This window comes from Micromonospora sp. WMMA1996, from assembly GCF_002573675.1.
Taxonomy (GTDB): domain Bacteria; phylum Actinomycetota; class Actinomycetes; order Mycobacteriales; family Micromonosporaceae; genus Micromonospora; species Micromonospora sediminicola.
In genome coordinates, this window is sequence record NZ_PDHU01000001.1 from 787,393 (window position 1) to 806,835 (window position 19,443).

Here is a 19,443-nt window from a genome sequence, read left to right on the forward strand (position 1 = left end):
CGGCCATGGCGAAGGTTCTCGTCACCGGCATGTCCGGCACCGGCAAGTCGACTGCGCTGCGGATGCTGGCCGCGCGTGGCCACCGCACCGTCGACACCGACTCCGACCGCTGGAGCCGGTGGGTGCCCCTGCCCGACGGTTCGTCCGACTGGATCTGGCGCGAGGACGCGATAACCGACCTGCTCACCGGGCACCGCGCCGGGCACCTGTTCGTCGCCGGGTGCAGGAGCAACCAGGGCCGGTTCTACCCGAGCTTCGACCACGTCGTGCTGCTCAGCGCCCCGGCCGAGGTGCTGCTGACGCGCATCGCCGACCGCACCGACAACCCGTACGGCAAGCGGGCCGAGGAACGGGCCGAGATCCTGCGCAACCTCGCCGAGGTCGAGCCCCTGCTGCGGGCCACCGCCACCGCCGAGGTCGACGCGTCGGCGCCGGTCGAGAGCGTCGTGGGGCACCTGGAGCGCCTCGCCGGCGGGTAGAGTCGGACGCATGTTCGAAAGCGCCCTCGTCAATCTCTACACCTCCGACATCGAGGCCGGCATCCGCTTCTACCGCGACCTGCTCGGCTTCGTCGAGACGTTCCGGACGCCCACCGAGGGCGTCCCGGAGCACGTCGAGTTCCGCCTCGGCGGGTTCACGCTCGGGCTCGGCACCGTCGAGGCGGCCCGGCGCGCCCACGGCGTCGCCGCCGAGCCGGGACGGCCCGCCATGGCGCTGGTCGTGTGGACGCGCGACGTCGACGAGGCCTTCGCCCGGCTGGCCGCCGCCGGCGTACCGACGGTTCAGGATCCGCACGACTCGGGCAACGGCAACCGCAACGCCCTGCTGCGGGACCCGGACGGAAACCTCGTGGAGATCGTCTCCAAGGTCGGCTGAGCGGTTCCGGTTCGTCCGCCCGGGGTCACGGCTACGGGGCGATCGGGCCGGCAGCGGGCACGCAAGCGGAACAGTGATCGCCGATCAAGGCTCTGATCTGGTGCCCCCGGCAGGATTCGAACCTGCGACACACGGTTTAGGAAACCGATGCTCTATCCCCTGAGCTACGAGGGCGCGAGGGCCCAGTCTAGCGACCTGGGGGTTCACCTGGGGTGGCGGGAGTGGCCCGCGTTCACCCACGTTCCCCCGACCCCCGTTCGCCCAGCCCAGGACCACCTCACGCCGTAGGAACGCACCGCCCTCACCAGCCGCGACGGCCTGCTCATATGTGGCCAGCAGCTCCAGCTCCTGCCCCGGCGTGAACGACCGGCGTGCCCGCGGCCCGCCGGAACGCGCACCCTTCGTGCGGCTCATGACCCCATCCTGGGCCGTCGCGACGTCAACAGCAGTGTCAACGCTTCTCGATCCTGAACTCGCTCTGTCCGACTTGCCACGAGCCGCTGACCTCAACTCACCCTGACGGACAGGGGCAGCGCGGCTTACTCGCTCATGCGGTCGGGGCGCTGAGGACGCAGTCAACGGCCGTATAGAGAGTTTCGGTTTCGGACTTCAGGATCGAGTCCTCGGTGGGTAGGGCTCGTGCGATGGAGAGCCCATTGAGGACGGTGAGCAGGAATCGCACTCGGCGTGCGTGGTCCTCCCTGGGAAGCGCGCCTTCGTCAGCGAGAACCGTCAGCCAGTACTCGATACGGCGCCACCCGCCTCGCTCCAGGGCGAGATACGCCGCGCGCACCTCCTCGCTTGGTTCGGGTGCGATGAACATCTGGTACGCCCTGCCCCACGCCTCACGTGCTTGCTCCCCGACGCCGGCGGGGGCGAGCACTTGCCGGAGACAGTTGACCAGTCGATCCCGGACGGGCAGCGATCGGTCGTGGATCGGGTCATCAGGGAACATGTGGTCGTAGATTCTGGCGAGCACGGCGTCCTGCAGCGCGCGCTGGGTCGGAAAGTGGAATCTGAGCGAGCCCGTGCTCACCCCGGCCCGTGCCGCGACCGCACGCACGCTCAACCGTGCGGTCACATCCTCTGCGAGCATCGCCGCCGCGGCCGCGAGGATCCGTTCCCGCGAGCCGGTGCTCCCGTCGTCCCGTGTCATCCGCCACCTCCTGTCACATCGTACTAGCACGCCGTGCTAGCGTTGCCACTAGTACAGCGTGTTAGTGAGAAGCAGCGGTCGACGGCGAGCGAGGGAACGTGATCGAGGACTGGCGACATCGGCGGGCAGCCAAGCGCATCAAGAGCGGAGACGGGCGGGCATTGAAACGCCTCCGCTGGTGGCAGCTACCCTTCCGCGCACTGTTCTACCTCCCACTGCCCAACGGGGATGGCCGGCAGACGGTGTACGCCGTCGACATCCCACGCCGGACCGACCCGGAAGGCGGCAAGGCGAGAGCGCACCTGTATCTCGACGGCAGACACCACGCCGAGTCCAAGCTCCCGGCAGTCTTCCCCGTCGAGGGCGGCCTCATCGAAGTGGCGATCAGTGCATTCGGGCTCAAGCGCTGCCACTACGTCACCACCGCCGGCGCGGAGCACCCGCTCATTCCGGATCCGAAGTCCGCCGAAGGACGCCGCGCCCGCGTCGAACACGAACACCCGACGCTGAGCCGCTCGCTCAGCTTCCTCTCCGCGCTGATGCTCCTCGTCGGCGTGGGCCTGAACCTGCTGCAACTCGCCGAACCGATGTCGCGGATCCCCCCGATCGCCGAGAACATCGGAACTTTCGAGTCGCCCATTCACCTGCCGATCTGGCTCAACTTCGCCCTCGCCGTCGGGGCCGCACTGGGGAGCACCGAGCGGGCACTCCGCCTGCGTCACAGCGTGCTCGACCACGCCGGGAAGTGACCCCATCCACCGGAGGAAGCCATGACCACCACGATCAAGCCGACCTCACTACCCATTCCGGCCGAGCCCCGCAACGGGCCGTCAGTCCCCACCGGAGTGGAATACCACCGGGTACTCGCCGGCGAAGAACGCCGCATCGGTCGCGGCGTTCTCGCCATCCTCCTCCTGCTGGCAGGGCTCGTCGTCTTCCCGACGGCCATCGGCAGAGCGGCTGCGCTCATCGACGTACGGATGGGGAACATCCCGCCGATCCTGGGCGGCACCGACTACACGCCGCTCTACCATGCCAGTTCGATGTTCGCCCTCGGCCTGCTCGTTCCGTGGAGCATGCTCATCCAGCGGTGGCTCTACGGCGTGCCCGGTGCGTCCCTGCACTCCGTGACGTCTCGGTTCCGCTTCGACCTGCTCGGCAAGTCGCTGCTCATCTTCGGTCCCGCCTGGCTGGTGGTCAACGCCCTCGGAGCCCTCACGCCCGTCGATGAGGTCCCCTGGTCGCAGACCGACCTCGTCGCCATCTTCCTCGCCACGATCCTCCTCACCCCGCTCCAGTCGGCGGGCGAGGAGTACGGCGTGCGTGGGTTGATCTTCCGCGTGATCGGAAGCTGGACCCGCAGCCCACGGGCGGGGCTGATCGCCGGGGTGCTGCTCTCGAGCGTACTGTTCACGGCCGCACACGGCGCGACGGATCCGTACATCATCGTCTGGTATTTCACGCTCTGGACCGGTCTGGCCATCATCACCTGGCGCACCGGCGGGCTTGAGATCGCGGTCATGCTGCACGCCGTACTCAACACGTTCAGCCTCATCCTGGCCGTGTCCCTGCGGGTGGACCTCGGTAGCGCACTGCAGGACCGCTCAGCCGGAGTCGGCACGCCGTACCAGCTCGTCCCCACCTTTGCGGTCGTCGTCATCACCGCAACCATCTGGTGGCGTACCCGAAAGACAGGACCAGCACTTACCGCGGGCCGCAGTACGTCGCCACGCCACACACGGTCGTGACGGGGCAGCGGCGGCCCCGGACCTGGGGCCGCCGCTCGTCCGCCGTCGCCGGTCAGCAGTCGACGACTGCATCGACCAGGTTCTGCGGTCGCGTGCGTTCAACCGGATCGGTGACGCTCGTTTGCCTGTCGCCGATCGCCCGGGCCCACTCGAGCCTCTGGCCTGCGCCCGTCATGCCCTTGTGCTCCGCGACGAGGCCCTGCGCGTCGCCCCACCGGCCTCTGCTGATCGCGTCCGACGCATCGAGGCCGACCTGGCCGGCGAAGGCCGCTGCGACCTGAATTGACGGCCGACGAGGACGGGCATCGCTAGGGGATGACGCAGCGGCGCCCGTCCGGGTCACTGGTCGGGGTGAAGCCTCATCAGGCGGTCGGCGAGGGTGGCTGGATCGGCTGGTGTGGTGCCGAACAGCAGGGCTGTGTACAGCGGCGCCACGACGATGTCGACGACCTGTTGGAGTGTGGGTGGATTCTCGCCGCGTGCGCGAGCCCGATCGAGTAGTGCCTGCATTTCGTCGAACCGTCGGGTGAGGGCGGGTGGTAGTTCCGCCCTCGTTCCGAGACGGACGGCGACCAGTGTGCGCAGCAGTAGTTGTCCATCTGGGCCGGACAGGTCTTCGGCGACGCGGTGGGCGTAGTCCTCCAGGTCGGCGTGGAGGTTGCCGGTGTCGCGTATCGGCGAGCCGGTGGTGAGGCGCTCGGCGACCGCGTCGAGCAGTAGGCCGTCGAGGGTGCCCCAGCGCCGGTAGAGGGTGCCCAGGTGTACTCCCGAACGCTCCGCCACCTGGGCCAGGGTGAGTTGGGCCAGCGGTTGTTCGGTGGTCAGGTCGTCGACTGCGCGTAGGACGTCGGCGCGGACTCGCGCGGTGCGTCCACCGGGGCGGGACTGGTGTTGGTCACTCACGGAGCAAGCTTAACGCGAGGCGTTTGGCGTTTGCCTACGCACGGGCTATCGTTTGACGCGAAGATGTTCGCGTTAGGAGGCCGGCCCGCCGCGACCCGGGCCCCTTCAACACCCATCGGAAACACAAAGGAGAGGACAAACGCCATGAGCGTTCGCGAAACCGCCCAGCAAGCCTTCAAGAACCACCTGGAGTACCTGTCGTCCGGGCGGATCGAGGAGTGGGTGGACCTGTTCACCGACGACGGAGTCCTGGAGTTCCCGTACGGCCCGGCCGACTTCCCGAAGAAGGTCGAAGGCAAGCAGGCCCTGTTCGACTACATGCGGAACTTCCCCGAGCACTTCAAGGTGGAGTTCGTCGACCTGCGCTTCCACGAGACCATCGACCCCACCCTGGTCATCGCCGAGTTCACGTCCGTGGGCCAGGCGTTGAGCACCGGCAAGCCGTACAACCAGACCTACATCTCCGTCGTGGAGACGGCGGAGGGAAAAATCAGCCGCTACGTCGACTTCTGGAACCCGCTGGTCGCGGCCGAAGCGCTCAACGCGACCGGCGACAGCAGCCTGTACGCGGCCTTCGACGCCAGCTGACCCATCGGCATGAAGGGGCGCCTCGAGTCACGGCGCCCCTTCACGCCGGCCACCACAAAAGGAGTCACGGCATGCATCAAGAGGATCTTGTTGACCAGTTGGCCATCCAGCGGGTGATCACCGAGTACGCCTGGTTCGTGGATCGCCGAGACTGGGACGCCCTGGTGGCGACGCTCGCCGACACCGTGGTCGTTGACTACACCGCGATGAGCGGCGGCGAAGCAGAGACTCTCCCCGGCCCCGAGCAGGTAGATCGGTGGCGACGGGAGCTTGGCGTGTTGGATGGCACACAGCACGTGGTCACCGGGGTGATCGCCGATGTGACGGGCGATACCGCCACCGCAACCGCGAACGTGCTGGCCCGGCTACGACGCGACAACGTGCCGGGCGGACGGCTGTGGCACAACGGCGGCACGTACGAGTTCGAACTGCGCCGCGCAGGCGAGCGATGGCGAATCAGCAGGCTGGTAGCCCGACCCATCTGGATCGAGGGAAACATCGGGGTCTTCGCACAGCGACCCGGGTGACCACGGTCTCCCAGGCCGGCAGGGGTTTGCCGCGCCGGTGATCAGGGCACGTGGCGCGTGAACAAGCATCGATCGAGAGCCATGACGCAACGGGGGCATGATGGACAAAGGTGCAAGAGTAGGTATCGCCGCGACGCTGGCCATGGCGGCCGGGGCCGCGGTGCCGATGGCCGCTGAGGCGGCGGGTGCGGGGACATTCGCGGCCGCTACGTACCTCGCCACGGGGTCGACCGCGACCAACGCCGTCGCTGTCGCCGACGTCACCGGTGACGGGCGACGCGACATCGTGGTCGGCGTTGATGCCGTTGACGGCTCGCAGACGAGTTCTGTGCTGGTCTTCGACCAGCGAGCCGACCACAGTTTCGGCGCTCCCACCAGGATCAAGGCGCACGGCGGCTACAACAGCAACGTGCAACTCGCGGTCGCCGACATCGACGGCGACGGCCGTACGGACGTAGCGATGTCGTCCTCTGCCGGCGTCGATGTGCTGTTTCAGCGTGGCGGGCGCCTCGCCGCGCCGCTGCTGGTCTCCGGGGGTGCCGGGGACGTGGCGATCGGGGACATGACCGGGGACGGACGACCGGATCTTGTCGTCGGCGCACGACAGGGCGAGGTCAGGATCTACCGGCAGACTGCGGCGCATGCGTTCCAGCCATATCGGACGGTCACCGGGCCGATCATCACCGGCGCACCCGTGAACCAGGTGTTCGCCGCCGACCTCAACGGAGATGCCCGCATCGACCTCGCACAGTTCTACCGTCACGGCACGTGGGTGCGGCTGCGCCGCGCGGATGGTTCCTTCGGGCCGGCGACGACCTACCGGACGCCGGCCGATGACAGCGGCTTTCGCCGCATCGGCTCCGGGGCGGCGGTCGGTGACGTGACTGGCGACGGCCGGGCCGACCTGGTGACCAGCGTTGACGGCAACAGGCCGGACGCCGGCGTCCAGGTATTCGCGCAGGGAGCCGATGGGCTCGCGACGGCGCCGACCAGGTATCCCGCATACGACAGTCCCTCTGGCCTCACTGTCGGCGATCTGACCGGCGACGGCCGCGAGGACCTGGTCGTCGCACACAACAGTTGGCTCGCGGTGAGCGTCTATCTGCAGCGGTCGACCGGGAATCTCGCCGGGTACACGACGAACGGGGTCGACGGGGTCGGGCCCCAGGCGGACTCCCTGGCCATCGGTGACGTCACCGGGGACGGGAAGCCGGACGTCGTCGCCGTCGCGTACGACAAGGTGGCTGTCCTTCGGCAGCTCTGACACTCGCCGGCTGTGGACCACGTGCTCGGGTCGGCCTCGCCGCCCGCCGCGTGGCCCACAGCCGGCGTCGCCACGGCGTCCGCCGCTCGGGTAGCAGGCGCGCGAGGAGAACGTACGACGAATTGCGGTGACGAGTCAGCCCGATTCGCCGCAGTCGGTGACGCCGGCCCGCTTCCGGATCAGGGACGAGTAGATGAGCGGGGATCCGGTGAGCGTGTTCCCGGACTTGACGCCCTCCCAGATGTAGTTCTCCACATGGCTTCCGTAGCCGTCCAAGGGGAACAGGCCGTCGTTGGTCATGTGCCAAAGCCGGGTGGGGTCTCGGAACGCCAGCGACAGCACGAACCTGTTGCCGGCATCCTTCAGACGCCCGGCTGTGCCGGCGTGGGCCAGAAGCTCCACGTCCACCGTCTCGCATGGTCTGAGGTCCTGCTGCTGCCAGAAGACCGCTTCCCCGGATTGCGCGATGGCGAAGATCGCGGCATCTCGGAGCGGGACGGGTGACCTGTTCAGCATCGAGACCGTCGCGACGACGACGAGGCCGGACGACTGCGGCTTCGCGGACGCGGAGGTGTCGTCGTCGGCGATCCAGAAAGCGACGCGGGAGGCGTAGCGCCGTTCGTACCGCTCCCGGGCGATCTGGTTCAACCTGATCTGGTCACGGTTGACCTGCTGTTGATCTTTGAACGCCTGGACGGCGAAGACCGCCGCCACGGCACTGACGGGGATGGCGGTAAGCGCGGCAATTGCCTGAAGACCTGCGCCGTTGCGGTTGAACCACGAAAGCCGGCCGCCGGCCGCCGCCGGCACTTTCTCGGATTCCATCGGGTCGTCGTGATTCTTCACAAAACCACAGCCTATCGACGCCGACCAACGGGTGAAACCGCGACGGATACGCCACTGACTCAGGGTGAGGCGATCGGGAATCGGCAAGAACCCATCGGGGCGAGGCCGAGGTCGCCGAGTGTGGCCGCGCCGCGCGTGGCGTGGACGCCACCGGCGAACATCAGGGTTCGTGCGGACTGGTATCGGCAGCCGGCGACGTCGAACGCGTCGACCGCGGTGAGCAGCGCCCGTTGATCGCCGTCGAGTAGGGCTGCGGCTCGTTGCACCATGGCTTCGGCGACCGGGTTGCCGGCCACGACGGTCCAGGCCCCGGCCAGGTGGTCACGAGCGCTCGGGCTCCCGGCGAGCACCGCCGCCTCGGCGCGTAGTGCGACATACCAGTGGAGCCACACCCACGTGACCGACTTCCAGACCGAGCCGGGATCGGGCGCCATCCGTTCCAGCGCCTCTGCCGCCTGCCCCCGGTGCAGCAGGAGCATCGCATCGAAGACCGCGCCGTAGCCGTGGATCTGTTCCGGCGAGGTGCCGAGCCGACTCTGGACATCGACCCAGACACTTCGGGACTCCCGGTCGTCGCGGAGCCCGTGGATCATCGCGACACCGGCTGCCGCGGGACCGAGCACCGACCTGGCGGGGCGGCCGGCCCGCTGCCACGCGTCGAGGAACCGCACACTGCCGGCGAGCACCTCGTCGGTGTCGCCCGCGAGCGCGTCGGCAACCAGCAGCCAGCTCGTGGCACGGTGACCGACCTCCGCGAGCAGCGGGTGGTCGGCGATCTGCCGCGCCCACCGGCGGGCGGCCGGCAGGTCTCCCGCCCCGAGGCCGGCCTCGGCGGCATTGCCGAGAGCGTCGAGTAGTTCGTGGGTGGTGGCCGGAGTTGCCGGCAGGGACGCGAGCAGCGCGACCCGGCGCCGCGCCGTGGCCGCGCTGGCGAACGTCTCGCCGGCCCAGCACTGGGCGCCGGTGAGCGCGTCGAGCGCGGCGGACTCGGCGAGCGGGTCGCGAGTGCGGTGCGCGAGTGCGACCGCCCGCTCGGCACGCGCGATCGTTTCGGGTACGTCGTTGTCGGGCGGGCCCTGCGCGGCGCCGAACGCGTCGGTGAGCACCCCGGCCTCGGCGAGCGCCACCGCGGCCTGGGCGGCCGGGTCGTCGCCGGCCAGGTCCCGCGCCTCGGTGGTGAGCGCGATCGCCTCCTGCGCCGGCGGGAGTTGTGCGAACTTGCTCCAGAACCGGTAGGAGCTGGTGGCGGCGGTCGCCAGGTCGGCGGCGGCGCCGGCGTCGTCTCCCGCTCGGCGGGCGGCCCCGGCGGCCGCCCGGTAGAGGCGGTACATGTCGTCGCCGCGCATGCGGCATCCGGCCACGGCTGCGGCCTGTCTGAGCATCGCCGCCTCGGCGGTGGGCTCGCCGGCGAGCGCGGCCGCCTGCTCGTAGCGCAGCTGAGACTCGCCGATCAGGGTTCGGACGAAGGTCAGCTCCGCCAGGTGACGGGCGAGGCGGTAGGCGTCCGGGCGCTGCTCCGGACGGTCGGCCGCCCACGACAGGGCGGCGCGGAGGTCGTCCGCCACCGGGTCGAACCGGGCTCGCCAGTCCGCCCGCACCTCGGCCAGGTCGGTGGCCCTGGTCAGGCACCAGCGAAGGTGCCGGGACCGGGTGTCGGTCAACTCGCCGGCCTCGGCGAGCCGTTCCGTGCCGTACTGGCGGATGGTTTCCGGCAGCCGGTACTCGGTTCCGCCGGGGAAGGCCCGCACCGTCAACAGGCTCTGTTCGGCGAGCCGGGCCAGGCCGTCGGCGACGATGCCCTCCTCCGCGCCGGTGACCTCCGTCGCCGCCGATGTGGAGAAGGGCGCCACGAAGACCGACACCCGGCGCAGCAGCGTCCGGTCGGCCGGCTCCAACAGGGCGTGACTCCAGTCCAGCGTCGCGCGCACCGATCGGTGCCGGTCGTCGGCCCGGGCGCCCCCGGTGAGCATCCGCAGGGGATGGGACAGGGCGGCGGTGATGCCGTCCAGCCCCAGCGTCGGATACCGCGCGGCGGCCAACTCGATCGACAGCGCCATTCCGTCCAGCCGCTCGCAGATAGCGGCGACCTGGTCGCGCAACGGAGGATCCAGTGGCCAGCCCACCGCTGCCGCCCGCTGCACGAACAGCGCGACCGCGTCCGACTCGCCGTCGACGGCCAGCGACAGCGGCGGCACCGGATAGACCCGCTCGAAGGGCACCATCAGCCGTGCCCGGCTGGTCACCAGCACCGTCACTTCGGGGCACGCCGCCAACAGCCGCTCGAGGAACAGCGCCACCCCGTCCAGCACGTGTTCGCAGTTGTCCAGCACCAGCAACGCGTGATGGTCGGCCAGGGCGGTGACGACGGACTCGGTCATGTCCCGGCCGGGCTGCTCACCCAGGCCCAGCGCCACGCCCACCGCGGCGGCGATCATGCCGGAGTCGGCCACCGGGACCAGATCGACGAACCACACACCGTCGGAATACTCGCCACCGGCCCGCGAGGCGACGGCCAGCGCGAGCCGGGTCTTGCCCACTCCGCCCGGACCGACCGCGCTCACCTGACGGTGTGCCCGGATGAGTTCGGTCAGCTCGGCGCACTCGCGCGCCCGCCCCACGAACGGGGTCAGCGGGGCCGGTAGGACCGGCGCCTGAAGGGCGGCGCCTCTGCCGGTCAGCTCCGGCACCCGCTGCGCGAGCGCACGGCGGTCCGGGACCTCCAGCTTGCGCAGCAGCGAGGAGACGTGCGTCTCGACGGTACGCACCGAGATGAAGAGTCGCGCTCCGATCTCCGCATTGCTGAGGTGGTCTCCGACCAGCGCAAGCACCTCGGCTTCGCGAGGGGAGACGTCGACCATCACCCCATTCTGTCGCACGTCTCTCCGTGTGCCGGTTCCGTGGTCGACTCCGTGGCCGGCACGGATCCGGGCGGGACCTGCCCGAGGAGATGCTGTGCGCACACACCCGTCCGGGCCGGCCGAGGCCCGCGGACCGAAGGAGTGATCATGGGGAGTTCTTCCGCGCAGGGGATCAGGACCGTACTGCATCCGGTGTCCGATCTGGGCAGGGCCAAGGCGACGTACGCGGCCCTGCTCGGCGTGCCGCCCACGGTCGACTCGTCCTACTACGTCGGCTTCGACGCCGCGGGTCAGCACATCGGCCTGGTGCCGGGCGGTGGACCGCAGCGCCTGACCTCGCCGGTGGCCTACTGGCACGTTCCGGACGTCGAAGCGAAGCTGACCGAGCTGAGCGCCGCCGGCGCCACCGTGACCGAGCCCGCCCACGATGTCGGCGGCGGTCGCCTCGTGGCCACCGTCGCCGACCCCGACGGCAACCTGCTGGGCCTGATCCAGGACAGCTGAGCGACCGGCTCGCCCGAGCCGCCGACCACGTTCCGAACCACACGAAAGGGAAACAACCATGCTCGCCATCGACTCCGTCACGCTCGAAGTGCCGGATCCGGCAACCGCCCAGGACTTCTACACCGGAGCCTTCGGACTGGGCCCCCGCCTGCGCGTCGACGCGTCACGCGAACCCACGACCGGTTTTCGCGGGTTCGCCGTGTCGCTCGTGGTGTCCCAGCCGGGAACCGTCAACCGCCTCTTCGGCGCCGCCCTCGACGGCGGAGCGACCACCCTGAAGCCGGCCGCGAAGAGCTTCTGGGGCTATGGCGGGGTGCTGCGCGACCCGTACGGCACGATCTGGAAGATCGCGACATCGTCGAAGAAGGACACCGGACCGGCCAGCCGGCACGTCGACGAGATCGTGCTCCTGTTGGGGGTGCGGGACGTCGCCGTGACCAAACGGTTCTACGTCGATCGCGGCCTGACCGTGGCCAAGAGCTTCGGCCGCAAGTACGTCGAGTTCGCCACCTCGAACATCAAGCTGGCGCTGTACGGCCGCCGTGCCGCGGCCAAGGACGCGGGCGTCTCGCCCGACGGCGACGGATCACACCGACTCGTCATCGGCAGTAGCGCCGGCACCTTCGTCGACCCCGACGGCTTCGTGTGGGCGGCTGGCGCCGTTGCTGAGTCGACCCGCCGGGAGACGAAACGGGAACAGCCGGCTCAGTCGCTCTCGTCGACGAACTTGTAGTAGCTCATCCGGAAGCGCTGCAGCAACGCCCGCATGAACTCCGCGCCGGTCTCCGGTCGCACCCGTTCCGCCCCGGCCGGTACCCCGTTGTCGTAGAAGTCCTGCGCCAGCGCCCCCCACTCGGGGTCGAGCACGGACAGCGTCACCGGCCGGCCGGGCTCCCAGCGGAACTCGGCCACCCGCCGGCTGGTGTGCTGCGCGAACGTGTACAGCCCCACGCGGGTCGGTGCCTGCTCGGTCATGCCTGCCTCCTGGATCACCACGACTCCTCCGCTCACCGACGGTCCTGCGCTCACCACGGGCTCGGCGGGCGGAAGGCCCCCCACGCCTCGCCGGTGATCATGCCTCGGCTGCGTATCTCGTTGAAGCGGTCCATCGCCCCGGAGACCGCGCTCTCGTTCAGGCCGGTGGCGCGCAGCCGGTCGGCCAGCACGGCCGGGTCGGTGCTCTGGAGCCGGGCCATCGTGTCCGGGCTGAGCGGCTGGTTCCGCTGCTGCGCGACGAAGTCCGAGCGCAGCGGTTCGGCGTTCGACTCCGGGAAGGAGTAGCCGTGGTCGATGGCGACCAGGCGGCCGTCCGGACCGGTCAGGTAGTTACCCATGTGCCGGTCGGTGTTGCCGCTGATGTAGTCGAGCACCGCCATCCGCTCTCGTTCCGCGAGGGAGTAGTCGGTGACGGGACGGCCGGGGTGCGCGTTCTCCACGAACTCCTGCATCGAGCCGGCGCCGTGCGGGCCGTCCCACCGCGCGGTGGTCGGCACCAGGCCGAAGCCCAGGTCCTCGTCGAGGCGGGAGGCGGCGACCTCACGGGCGGCCAGCTGGTTCTCCGGGATGGTGGAGCGCACCTGCACGAACTCGTTCTCCGGCACGTTCGGCTTGTAGACGCCGTGCGTGCCGTCGGTGAACGTCACGTCGTAGGCGTCGTTGACGTGCTCACCGGGTTTGAGTTCGACCATGCTGTGCACCTCCCTGCCGAGCAGCCGCAACTCGGCCTCGCTCGCATGATGCGGCACGGCCGGATCGGAGCCGGACCCGGACTCCGCTGGATCGACGCCGTCGTGCGCCGAACCGCCGTCGCTCCCCGAGCCGCCCTCGCTCCCCGAACCGCCGTCGTGCGCCGGCCCGCCGTTCACCGGGCCTCCTGCGTGCGGCGGCCCACCGCCGTTCGCCGGGCCGCCTGCGTACGGCGGCCCACCGTCGTGCGACGGGCCGCCGGCGGGTCCGGGCGACGCAGGCGGCCCGTCGTGCGGCGGCCCACTGGCGGGTCCGCCGTGCGTGGGCGGGTTCGCCCAGGCCCACGGCGGCGGCTGGCCGCCGCCACCGGCGGGGGCGTCGTAAGCCCGCGGCCGGGGGCCGGCAGCCGGCGTGTCGGGGGTGGCGGTCCCGGTGGGGGTACGCCGAAGGCCCCGCAACGCCGCACGGAGGGTGTCGAGCAGCTCGCCGAGCTTGGACAGGATCGGCCGCAGCCGGCTGACGCTGCGGGCCAACGCCGTGAGCAGCCCGGCGACCTTCGCCGCCCACTTGGCGACCAGCGCGGAGACCTGCGCCGCGACCAGCGGGGTGGCCACGCCCAGGGTGAGGGCCTCCTCGGCGAGCCACTGCCAGAGCCGGACGGCGAGGACGGAGACGAAGTCGGCGATCAGGTCCCGGACCAGCTCCCGGACCAGGGCGACCAGCAGTCCCGCGCCCTCGACGACGGTGCCGATCAGGCCCGAGGCGTCGGCCAGGCCGGCGAGGTGACGCACGTGCTGGTCGCTGTAGCGGCGGTAGGCCTCGGAGGCGGGGCCCGTCCAGGTGGCGATCTCGGTGCGTACCGCCTCGGACAGGGCGGTGACCTGGCCGGCGACGTGCCGCGAGACGTTGTGCCACGTCTGGGCGTACGCGGTGATCTGGTCCGGGTCGCCGGCCAGCCAGTCCAGCGCGTCGGAGAGGGGCTTGACGTGCTCGATCAGCCAGGCGACGCCCCAGGAGACGACCGACCCGATCGGGTCGACGCAGGTCGCCAGCACCTCCAGGGACGTCCCCACGCCGCCGATGGTCGAATCGATCCAGGAGCCGCTCTCGATGCCGTCGCGCAGGTCGACGAGGCTCTCGACGATGCCGATGCCGCTGTAGCCGGTGGTCGTGTCCTGCCGGGCCGCGACCAGCGGGTTCGCCGCCGCGGTGCTCACCGGTGCAGCCGCTGGAAGAGGGCGGAGACCGTCCCGTCGGTGTCGTGGTAGGCGGTGACCGTCGTGTCGAGCGCCCTGGCCGCGCTCTGCAACGCCTCCCGCGCCGCCGCGAGGGCGTCCACCGCCGGACCCTGGAGGAAGTCGAGCAGGAAGGGGATCGCCTGGCAGACCGGGATCTGCCCGTAGGCCTCGGCGCCCATCCGGACGTGCGCGCCCGCGTCGTGTGCCGTGCCGATCTCCCCGGCGATCCGGTCGACCGAGCGGGCGTGCCCGGTCAGCGCCGTCGCGGTGACCTCGAAGCCGCGTGCCTCAGCGCCCACTGCCGCTCCAGCCCGCGTACCCCGGGTCGTCCTCCTCGGGCACCTCCGGGAAGCGCGCCGCGTAGCTGCCGACGACGGCGCGCGCGGTCTCGGAGTCCGCGCCGACGGTGCCGGCGGCGGCGTCGGCGACCTGCGCGGCCAGCCGGCCCTGCGCCCGCCGCATCACGGCCAGCACCGTGGCGGCGATCTCGTCCGGCCGCCAGCGCAGCACCCGGTCGTCGAGCCGCAGGTCGGTCATGGCGCCGGACGCGGCGACGGTCACCCGGACCGCGCCCTGCGCGCCCTCGGCGGTCGCCGACATCGCCGCCACCTCGTCGGACAACGCCTGCGCCCGGGCGGCGCGCTCGGAGATGCCCGCGACCCAGGACGCCACGAAGCGGTCGGTCGAGGCGGCGAAGTCGCCCATGGGAAACTGCGCCATCAGACCTCCCCCGTGTGACGGCCCGTCGGCCGCCCCAGGAAGCACCGGGTGCGGCGCGGTCGACATACGGTACGCCATCGCCCTCCACGGTGGAGTCCCGTGCGGGCGCTGCCGGTGCGTGGCGGCGCAGCTCCGGGACGAGGGGCCGCGCGGCGCCGGGTCGGGGTCCGCCGCCCGGCCGGTGCCTACGGGCGGGCCGGGGGCGGTGCCGCCCGTTAGGGTGGTACGTGGCACACCGGGGAGGGAACGTGGTCAAGCGCTGGGGACCTGCCGGGCTGGCGCTCGGGCTCGCTCTGCTGGCGGCGGGTTGCGGCAGTGGACCGTCGCTGACCGGCACATGGATCATGGCGGAGAACCAGTCCCGCACCATGACGGTGCGCGACGACGGCTCCGTGTCGGCCAACATCGACGTCCCCTGCACCGGCGCCACGAAGGACCAGGGCGACCGGGAATACCGGCTCGAGCTGGACTGCGGCATCACCAAGATCTCGGCCGACGGCGTCCTGAGCGCCGACGGCAAGACCCTCACGGTCAAGGACCCGAGCACCGGCCAGGAAGCGGTCTGGAACCGCAAGTGACCACGGGACGAGTCGCCTCCTGGGCGGCCCGTGACCGGTGCCTGGCCGTCGGCGTCCGGGGGCTGCGGCGTTTCGATCCCGCACGCTACGGTGCCAGGCGTGCCAGGCGTGCCCGGCGCTCCTGACGCCGCCGGCACGGGCGGTCACACCATTCGGTCGCGGCGGAGGCGGACACGTGGCGGTTTCGGAGATCGCGGGCAGCGTCGTGCAGCTCGTCGCGGCGATCGTGGAGTACCGGCGGTTCCTGGCCGAGCAGCGGCAGCGACAACTGCTCCAGCAGCGTGAGGTGACCGAGCGGCAGCTCGAGTTCGCGCAGGCCGTCGGCGACCGGCAGTTCGACGTCCGCAGTGAGCTGGCCGCGCAGGCCGGCCGGCTCGACCCGCACCGCGCCCGGGACGTGCACGACCAGCTGTACGCGCAGTACCGGCAGGACGCGGCGACCTGGGGCCGCGCGGCCGACCCGACGTGGTGGCAGGACGCCACGGACGCCGACGTCGCCCAGGTCTGGCGCGCCTCCACCGCCTGGCAGGGCGTCGACCCGGCGGCTGACACGGCGCGTCGGGCCGCGGGCGAGCGACTCGCCGCGAGCGGCGTACGGGTGCCCGCCCCGGGCGGACGCACCCACACCGGTGACGCGTTGTCCCGGGCCGTGCGGGATGCCGCGGAACGGCAGGGACACGCCGCCGGCCCGCGCGCGGCGCGAACGGCGGCGGAGCGCGCCGCGGCCGACGGCCGGGGTCCCGCGGAGCGTTCGTCGCGGCGGCGGGAGGAGGACGAGCGCCGGACCGGTGCCGACGCCGACGCGAACCGGCACCGGGCGGCGGCCGACGACGACCGGAACCTCGCCGGCGTGTGGCGCGACGTCCGGCTGGACGCCGAGCAGGGGCTCGCGCCCGGCACCGACGTGCCCGCCCACGCCGAGGCGCGGGCCGACCATGCCTCCGTGCGGGAGCAGGACCTGACCGCCGAGGCGACGCACCACGACCGGATGGCCGACGCGGCCGGCCGGACGGCGGCCGGCGCCGGCCAGGCTGCCGCGCCTGCGCCGCGAACCGCGGAGGGCCGGGGCGCGCAGGCCGCCGCCAGGGCCTACCCGGCTCCGACACGCGGCGCGCTGGGTCGGGGCACGGCCCGCCCGGCCGCCCGGGGGCCCGCGCAGCCGCCACGGGTACCCGCCCGGACGCCCCGACAGGCCGTCCGCTGAGGCGCGCCGGCACGACGACGGGTCGCCAGCGCGTCCGCTCGACCGGCCGCGCCGGCGGTCAGCCGCCCAGCGGTGCTCCCACGGCCGCCATGAACGCGACGGGGTCGACGGAGTTGCCGAAGTTCAGGCTCTGACCGGGGGCGACGCCGCGGTGCACCTCGAAGTGCAGGTGCGGGCCGGAGGAGTTCCCGGAACTGCCGCTCAGGCCCAGGACCTCACCCGCGGCGACCTTCTGCCCGACCCGGACGAAGGGCTGCCGGACCATGTGGCAGTAGCGGGTGGCGATGTCGCCGTCGTGGCGGACGTCGACGTACCAGCCACACCCGCCGAGGCCCGGATATCCGTCGGTGTCGCAGCCGTGCCACTCCGGGGCGTTGCACGTGCTGGTCGACACCACGCCGGCGGCGACGGCCCGGATGGGCGTGAGCTTCGGGGCGCCCAGGTCGACGCCGGCGTGCTTGTGGTCGCCGCGGTCCTGGCCCCACGGCGCGACGATGCCCGCCCGTACCGGCTGCACCCAGCCGCCCGGGCCGACGGGGACGGGTTCGAAGGCACCGGGACCGCAGGGTGCGCCGGGCGGCCCGCCGCCCAGTTCGTCGATGCTGCCCACGTTCAGGACGGCGGCGGCGAGGGCGTACGCGTCGTCCTCCCACTTCTGGTAGGCCTCGGGGAGGCCGGAGCGCTGCACGGCCTGGGCGGCGTCGGTGAGCCGCATGCCCTGCCAGCCCTCGACCTTGAGCAGCGCGGTGTAGAACTTGCCGGAGGCGTACCGGGGGTCGGTCAGCTGGGCCACGGTTCCCCAGCCCTGACTGGGACGCTGCTGGAAGAGGCCCACGGAGTCGCGGTCGCCGTAGTCGAGGTTGCGCAGCGTCGACTCCTGCATGGCGGTGGCCAGGGCGATCACCAGGCCACGGGGCGGCACCTGCATCTCCTGGCCGACCGCGACGATGATCGCGGCGTTGGCGACCTGGCTCTGGTCCCACTCGGTGGTCGCCGTGCCACCTCCGGAGGGGCCGGGCACGGGTAGCGTCCCGCACGGTGAGGCGCTGACTGAGCCGGCCATCAGGAACAGCGGCAGCCCGACCACGCACCCGGCCAGCACCAGGGTGATCGCGACGAAGGCGGCCACCAGACCTGACGTCTTCCGGTCGGTCATCGCGGGGCCCGTACGAAGTCGTTGCCGGTGACCAGCCAGCGGCCCTCGACGTCGGCGACGCTGACCAGCAGCGTGCCTCGGTCGGTGGGGATCGCGAACTGCCCGCCGCCGTCGCGGACGGGGTGGGTCGCCTCGGGGCGGCCGGTGATCCGGGACGCCGGCAGGTTGGCCGGGTCGACGGTGCGCAGCTGCGCGGCGAACCGCGGGACGCACAACGGCGTGACGCCCTTCAGCCAGCTCGCCGCGTCGAGCCGCGGCCTCGCCCACGCGGTGGCGAAGGCGGCCGCCGCGGGTGCCGCCCCGGCGACGGGCGCGGTGGGTCCCTCGTCGTCCTCGTCGTCGCGACCGAGGGCCTCCGGTGTCGGCACGCCGGCGACCGCGCCGCCGACGGTCGGCGCGGGGCCGGTGGTCGGCGGTGCCGCGTTGTCCGGGTCCCCGGAACGGAAACATCCGGACAGTGTCGCGAGCAGCATCGGTATCGCGATCGCGGACACCAGTACCCGTATCCCTATTTCATTGCCCATGACCGTTCTACCCCCGTGTCAACCATTCGTCTCGCGTCCATCATGGACCGGCTGGTCATGGCCCGGCTCCGCACGTGCCAATGTGGAATCACAATATCGATCGGCGTGCAGCCGGGTGCTACTGTTCGCCGCGGAGCAGGTCAGGTACGGGGGAAAGTTACATGTACGGTCGAGTGCAGGGCGGATTCTGACGTGCCATCGGTCAATGCGCCCATTCGGACGCGGCACGACGCGCTGCCGGTTCTTTCCGCGGTGCCGGTGCCGCCGCAGGCTCTCGCCGACGGGTGGCCTCCGGTGTGGTGGGTCGGCTGTCACGGCGGCAGCGGCGCCAGCACGCTGGCGGCGCTGACCCGGGTCGGCTACGACCACGGCTCGGCGTGGCCGCTGCTGCCGCAGCACGCCCCGATGATCAACGTCGTCCTGGTCTGTCGGGCCAGCGCCACGGGCACGCTGGCGGCGACGGGCGCGGTGGAGCAGTGGCGTCGGCGGGCCGTCCCGGCGCACGTCCGGGTGCAGGGAGTCGTCGCGGTCGCCGCGTCGCCGAAACGACCGCCCAGAATCGTCAACGAGCGCCTGCAACTGCTGGGCGGATGGGTGCCGAACGTCTGGCGCGTCGGCTGGCAGGAGGTTCTGCTGGCCGCCGACCTACCCACCGATCTGGGCGTTCCCCCACCCGACATCGCCGCGCTCCGCGATTCCGTTGTCGAAGTCGTCTCGACCTAGGAGAATTACCAATGTCGATGTTGCTGCATCTGCACGCCGCGGTCGCCAGCGTGCAGGGCGTTGCGACCGATGTCATCGCCGCTCCGGACCCGGGCAACATCGCGCCCCCCGGATCGGACAAGATCCTGACGATCCTCGGCTGGGTGAAGTGGATCGTCACGGCCGTCGCCGTCGGCGGCGCCATGTTCATCGGCGCCAAGATGGCGATCGCCCACCGCCGTGGTGACGACACCAACACCTCGGCGCTGGGCTGGTGGCTGGCCGGCTGCGTGCTGCTCGGAGTGGGGCCGCAGCTGGTCGACGCACTGACCTGAGCGCGGCACTCACCGGGGGGAAGGACCGCC

The 19,443-nt window shown here is 71.5% G+C and carries 23 protein-coding genes and 1 tRNA gene; 13 read left to right on the plus strand and 11 right to left on the minus strand.

The window, feature by feature from the left end:
* Positions 1 to 5: 5 nt before the first annotated feature.
* Positions 6 to 479: an AAA family ATPase gene (locus COO58_RS03800; protein ID WP_091582819.1), complete on the plus strand. Its 474-nt coding sequence runs from the start codon at positions 6 to 8 to the stop codon at positions 477 to 479.
* A 10-nt stretch (positions 480 to 489) separates the two neighbouring features.
* Positions 490 to 876: a VOC family protein gene (locus COO58_RS03805; RefSeq protein WP_098743828.1), complete on the plus strand. Its 387-nt coding sequence runs from the start codon at positions 490 to 492 to the stop codon at positions 874 to 876.
* 98 nt (positions 877 to 974) lie between these two features.
* Here the strand turns inward: COO58_RS03805 and COO58_RS03810 are convergent.
* Together COO58_RS03810 and COO58_RS03815 are read right to left on the minus strand one after the other, a co-directional pair.
* Positions 975 to 1,050, minus strand: a tRNA-Arg gene (locus COO58_RS03810).
* Positions 1,051 to 1,423: 373 nt separating this feature from the next.
* Positions 1,424 to 2,032, minus strand: a complete 609-nt coding sequence (locus COO58_RS03815) for a TetR/AcrR family transcriptional regulator (protein ID WP_098743830.1) — start codon at positions 2,030 to 2,032, stop codon at positions 1,424 to 1,426.
* A 98-nt stretch (positions 2,033 to 2,130) separates the two neighbouring features.
* On the opposite strand from COO58_RS03815, the gene COO58_RS03820 reads away from it, so the two are divergent.
* Both COO58_RS03820 and COO58_RS03825 read left to right on the plus strand, forming a co-directional pair.
* On the plus strand, positions 2,131 to 2,781 hold the full coding sequence (locus COO58_RS03820; protein ID WP_098743831.1) for a hypothetical protein: 651 nt from the start codon (positions 2,131 to 2,133) through the stop codon (positions 2,779 to 2,781).
* A gap of 21 nt (positions 2,782 to 2,802) precedes the next feature.
* Positions 2,803 to 3,780 (plus strand): CPBP family intramembrane glutamic endopeptidase, encoded by a 978-nt coding sequence (locus tag COO58_RS03825; RefSeq protein ID WP_098743833.1) that lies wholly within the window; start codon positions 2,803 to 2,805, stop codon positions 3,778 to 3,780.
* Positions 3,781 to 4,119: 339 nt separating this feature from the next.
* Here the strand turns inward: COO58_RS03825 and COO58_RS03835 are convergent, their stop codons facing one another.
* Entirely contained in the window at positions 4,120 to 4,683 is a 564-nt protein-coding gene (locus COO58_RS03835) for a TetR/AcrR family transcriptional regulator (RefSeq protein ID WP_098743834.1), read from the minus strand.
* 63 nt (positions 4,684 to 4,746) lie between these two features.
* Here COO58_RS03835 and COO58_RS03840 point away from each other — a divergent pair, with 63 nt between their 5' ends.
* The 3 genes from COO58_RS03840 (at position 4,747) to COO58_RS03850 (ending at position 7,062) form a co-directional block, all read left to right on the plus strand.
* Positions 4,747 to 5,271: a nuclear transport factor 2 family protein gene (locus COO58_RS03840; protein WP_255292511.1), complete on the plus strand. Its 525-nt coding sequence runs from the start codon at positions 4,747 to 4,749 to the stop codon at positions 5,269 to 5,271.
* 71 nt (positions 5,272 to 5,342) lie between these two features.
* Positions 5,343 to 5,798: a nuclear transport factor 2 family protein gene (locus COO58_RS03845; protein WP_098743836.1), complete on the plus strand. Its 456-nt coding sequence runs from the start codon at positions 5,343 to 5,345 to the stop codon at positions 5,796 to 5,798.
* A gap of 97 nt (positions 5,799 to 5,895) precedes the next feature.
* Positions 5,896 to 7,062 carry a VCBS repeat-containing protein gene (locus COO58_RS03850; RefSeq protein WP_098743838.1) on the plus strand — a complete coding sequence of 389 codons (1,167 nt, stop codon included), beginning with the start codon at positions 5,896 to 5,898 and terminating at the stop codon, positions 7,060 to 7,062.
* Between the two features lie 135 nt (positions 7,063 to 7,197).
* On the opposite strand, the gene COO58_RS03855 is transcribed toward COO58_RS03850, so the two are convergent.
* Positions 7,198 to 7,908, minus strand: a complete 711-nt coding sequence (locus COO58_RS03855) for a hypothetical protein (RefSeq protein ID WP_141561850.1) — start codon at positions 7,906 to 7,908, stop codon at positions 7,198 to 7,200.
* 59 nt (positions 7,909 to 7,967) lie between these two features.
* Positions 7,968 to 10,766, minus strand: a complete 2,799-nt coding sequence (locus COO58_RS31095) for a LuxR C-terminal-related transcriptional regulator (protein WP_098743841.1) — start codon at positions 10,764 to 10,766, stop codon at positions 7,968 to 7,970.
* Positions 10,767 to 10,913: 147 nt separating this feature from the next.
* Here COO58_RS31095 and COO58_RS03865 point away from each other — a divergent pair, with 147 nt between their 5' ends.
* Positions 10,914 to 11,270, plus strand: a complete 357-nt coding sequence (locus COO58_RS03865; RefSeq protein ID WP_091584244.1) for a VOC family protein — start codon at positions 10,914 to 10,916, stop codon at positions 11,268 to 11,270.
* Positions 11,271 to 11,328: 58 nt separating this feature from the next.
* Positions 11,329 to 12,003, plus strand: coding sequence for a glyoxalase (locus COO58_RS03870; RefSeq protein ID WP_091582877.1), 675 nt, complete (start codon positions 11,329 to 11,331; stop codon positions 12,001 to 12,003).
* On the opposite strand, the gene COO58_RS03875 is transcribed toward COO58_RS03870, so the two are convergent.
* The 4 genes from COO58_RS03875 to COO58_RS03890 are packed head-to-tail and all read right to left on the minus strand — an operon-like array spanning position 11,976 to position 14,914.
* A complete protein-coding gene (locus COO58_RS03875) occupies positions 11,976 to 12,245 on the minus strand; it encodes a hypothetical protein (RefSeq protein ID WP_091582880.1) in 270 nt (89 codons plus the stop codon). The two genes, COO58_RS03870 and COO58_RS03875, sit on opposite strands and share 28 nt — an antisense overlap.
* Positions 12,246 to 12,295: 50 nt before the next feature.
* Positions 12,296 to 14,173, minus strand: coding sequence for a hypothetical protein (locus tag COO58_RS03880; RefSeq protein ID WP_098743844.1), 1,878 nt, complete (start codon positions 14,171 to 14,173; stop codon positions 12,296 to 12,298).
* Complete coding sequence (locus tag COO58_RS03885; protein ID WP_098743846.1) at positions 14,170 to 14,493, minus strand: ESX-1 secretion-associated protein; 324 nt, start codon at positions 14,491 to 14,493, stop codon at positions 14,170 to 14,172. Before COO58_RS03885 ends, COO58_RS03880 begins: the two co-directional genes overlap by 4 nt.
* Positions 14,483 to 14,914 (minus strand): YbaB/EbfC family nucleoid-associated protein, encoded by a 432-nt coding sequence (locus COO58_RS03890; protein WP_176558736.1) that lies wholly within the window; start codon positions 14,912 to 14,914, stop codon positions 14,483 to 14,485. Before COO58_RS03890 ends, COO58_RS03885 begins: the two co-directional genes overlap by 11 nt.
* 227 nt (positions 14,915 to 15,141) lie before the next feature.
* On the opposite strand from COO58_RS03890, the gene COO58_RS03895 reads away from it, so the two are divergent.
* Positions 15,142 to 15,492 (plus strand): hypothetical protein, encoded by a 351-nt coding sequence (locus tag COO58_RS03895; RefSeq protein ID WP_141561851.1) that lies wholly within the window; start codon positions 15,142 to 15,144, stop codon positions 15,490 to 15,492.
* Between the two features lie 175 nt (positions 15,493 to 15,667).
* Positions 15,668 to 16,696, plus strand: a complete 1,029-nt coding sequence (locus COO58_RS03900) for a hypothetical protein (RefSeq protein WP_098743850.1) — start codon at positions 15,668 to 15,670, stop codon at positions 16,694 to 16,696.
* 58 nt (positions 16,697 to 16,754) lie between these two features.
* Here COO58_RS03900 and COO58_RS03905 read toward each other — a convergent pair whose 3' ends face one another.
* Both COO58_RS03905 and COO58_RS03910 read right to left on the minus strand, forming a co-directional pair.
* Positions 16,755 to 17,852, minus strand: coding sequence for a M23 family metallopeptidase (locus COO58_RS03905; protein WP_098743852.1), 1,098 nt, complete (start codon positions 17,850 to 17,852; stop codon positions 16,755 to 16,757).
* Positions 17,849 to 18,346 (minus strand): hypothetical protein, encoded by a 498-nt coding sequence (locus tag COO58_RS03910; RefSeq protein ID WP_091582905.1) that lies wholly within the window; start codon positions 18,344 to 18,346, stop codon positions 17,849 to 17,851. The genes COO58_RS03905 and COO58_RS03910 overlap by 4 nt, the downstream gene beginning before the upstream one ends.
* 222 nt (positions 18,347 to 18,568) lie before the next feature.
* Between COO58_RS03910 and COO58_RS03915 the strand changes: the two genes are divergently transcribed.
* Together COO58_RS03915 and COO58_RS03920 are read left to right on the plus strand one after the other, a co-directional pair.
* The gene (locus COO58_RS03915; RefSeq protein WP_176558737.1) at positions 18,569 to 19,099 is read left to right on the plus strand and encodes a hypothetical protein; all 531 of its coding nucleotides are present in this window, start codon (positions 18,569 to 18,571) and stop codon (positions 19,097 to 19,099) included.
* 11 nt (positions 19,100 to 19,110) lie between these two features.
* Positions 19,111 to 19,413, plus strand: coding sequence for a hypothetical protein (locus COO58_RS03920; protein ID WP_091582909.1), 303 nt, complete (start codon positions 19,111 to 19,113; stop codon positions 19,411 to 19,413).
* The last annotated feature ends 30 nt before the right edge of the window (positions 19,414 to 19,443 follow it).

Coding starts and splice junctions, on each gene's coding strand:
- COO58_RS03870 (WP_091582877.1), top strand. CDS start 11,329: ATGCTCGCCATCGACTCCGTCACGCTCGAAGTGCCGGATCCGGCAACC.
- COO58_RS03800 (WP_091582819.1), top strand. CDS start 6: ATGGCGAAGGTTCTCGTCACCGGCATGTCCGGCACCGGCAAGTCGACT.
- COO58_RS03825 (WP_098743833.1), top strand. CDS start 2,803: ATGACCACCACGATCAAGCCGACCTCACTACCCATTCCGGCCGAGCCC.
- COO58_RS03875 (WP_091582880.1), bottom strand. CDS start 12,245: ATGACCGAGCAGGCACCGACCCGCGTGGGGCTGTACACGTTCGCGCAG.
- COO58_RS03815 (WP_098743830.1), bottom strand. CDS start 2,032: ATGACACGGGACGACGGGAGCACCGGCTCGCGGGAACGGATCCTCGCG.
- COO58_RS03840 (WP_255292511.1), top strand. CDS start 4,747: ATGTTCGCGTTAGGAGGCCGGCCCGCCGCGACCCGGGCCCCTTCAACA.
- COO58_RS03865 (WP_091584244.1), top strand. CDS start 10,914: ATGGGGAGTTCTTCCGCGCAGGGGATCAGGACCGTACTGCATCCGGTG.
- COO58_RS03920 (WP_091582909.1), top strand. CDS start 19,111: ATGTCGATGTTGCTGCATCTGCACGCCGCGGTCGCCAGCGTGCAGGGC.
- COO58_RS03850 (WP_098743838.1), top strand. CDS start 5,896: ATGATGGACAAAGGTGCAAGAGTAGGTATCGCCGCGACGCTGGCCATG.
- COO58_RS03890 (WP_176558736.1), bottom strand. CDS start 14,914: ATGGCGCAGTTTCCCATGGGCGACTTCGCCGCCTCGACCGACCGCTTC.
- COO58_RS03905 (WP_098743852.1), bottom strand. CDS start 17,852: ATGACCGACCGGAAGACGTCAGGTCTGGTGGCCGCCTTCGTCGCGATC.
- COO58_RS31095 (WP_098743841.1), bottom strand. CDS start 10,766: ATGGTCGACGTCTCCCCTCGCGAAGCCGAGGTGCTTGCGCTGGTCGGA.
- COO58_RS03845 (WP_098743836.1), top strand. CDS start 5,343: ATGCATCAAGAGGATCTTGTTGACCAGTTGGCCATCCAGCGGGTGATC.
- COO58_RS03805 (WP_098743828.1), top strand. CDS start 490: ATGTTCGAAAGCGCCCTCGTCAATCTCTACACCTCCGACATCGAGGCC.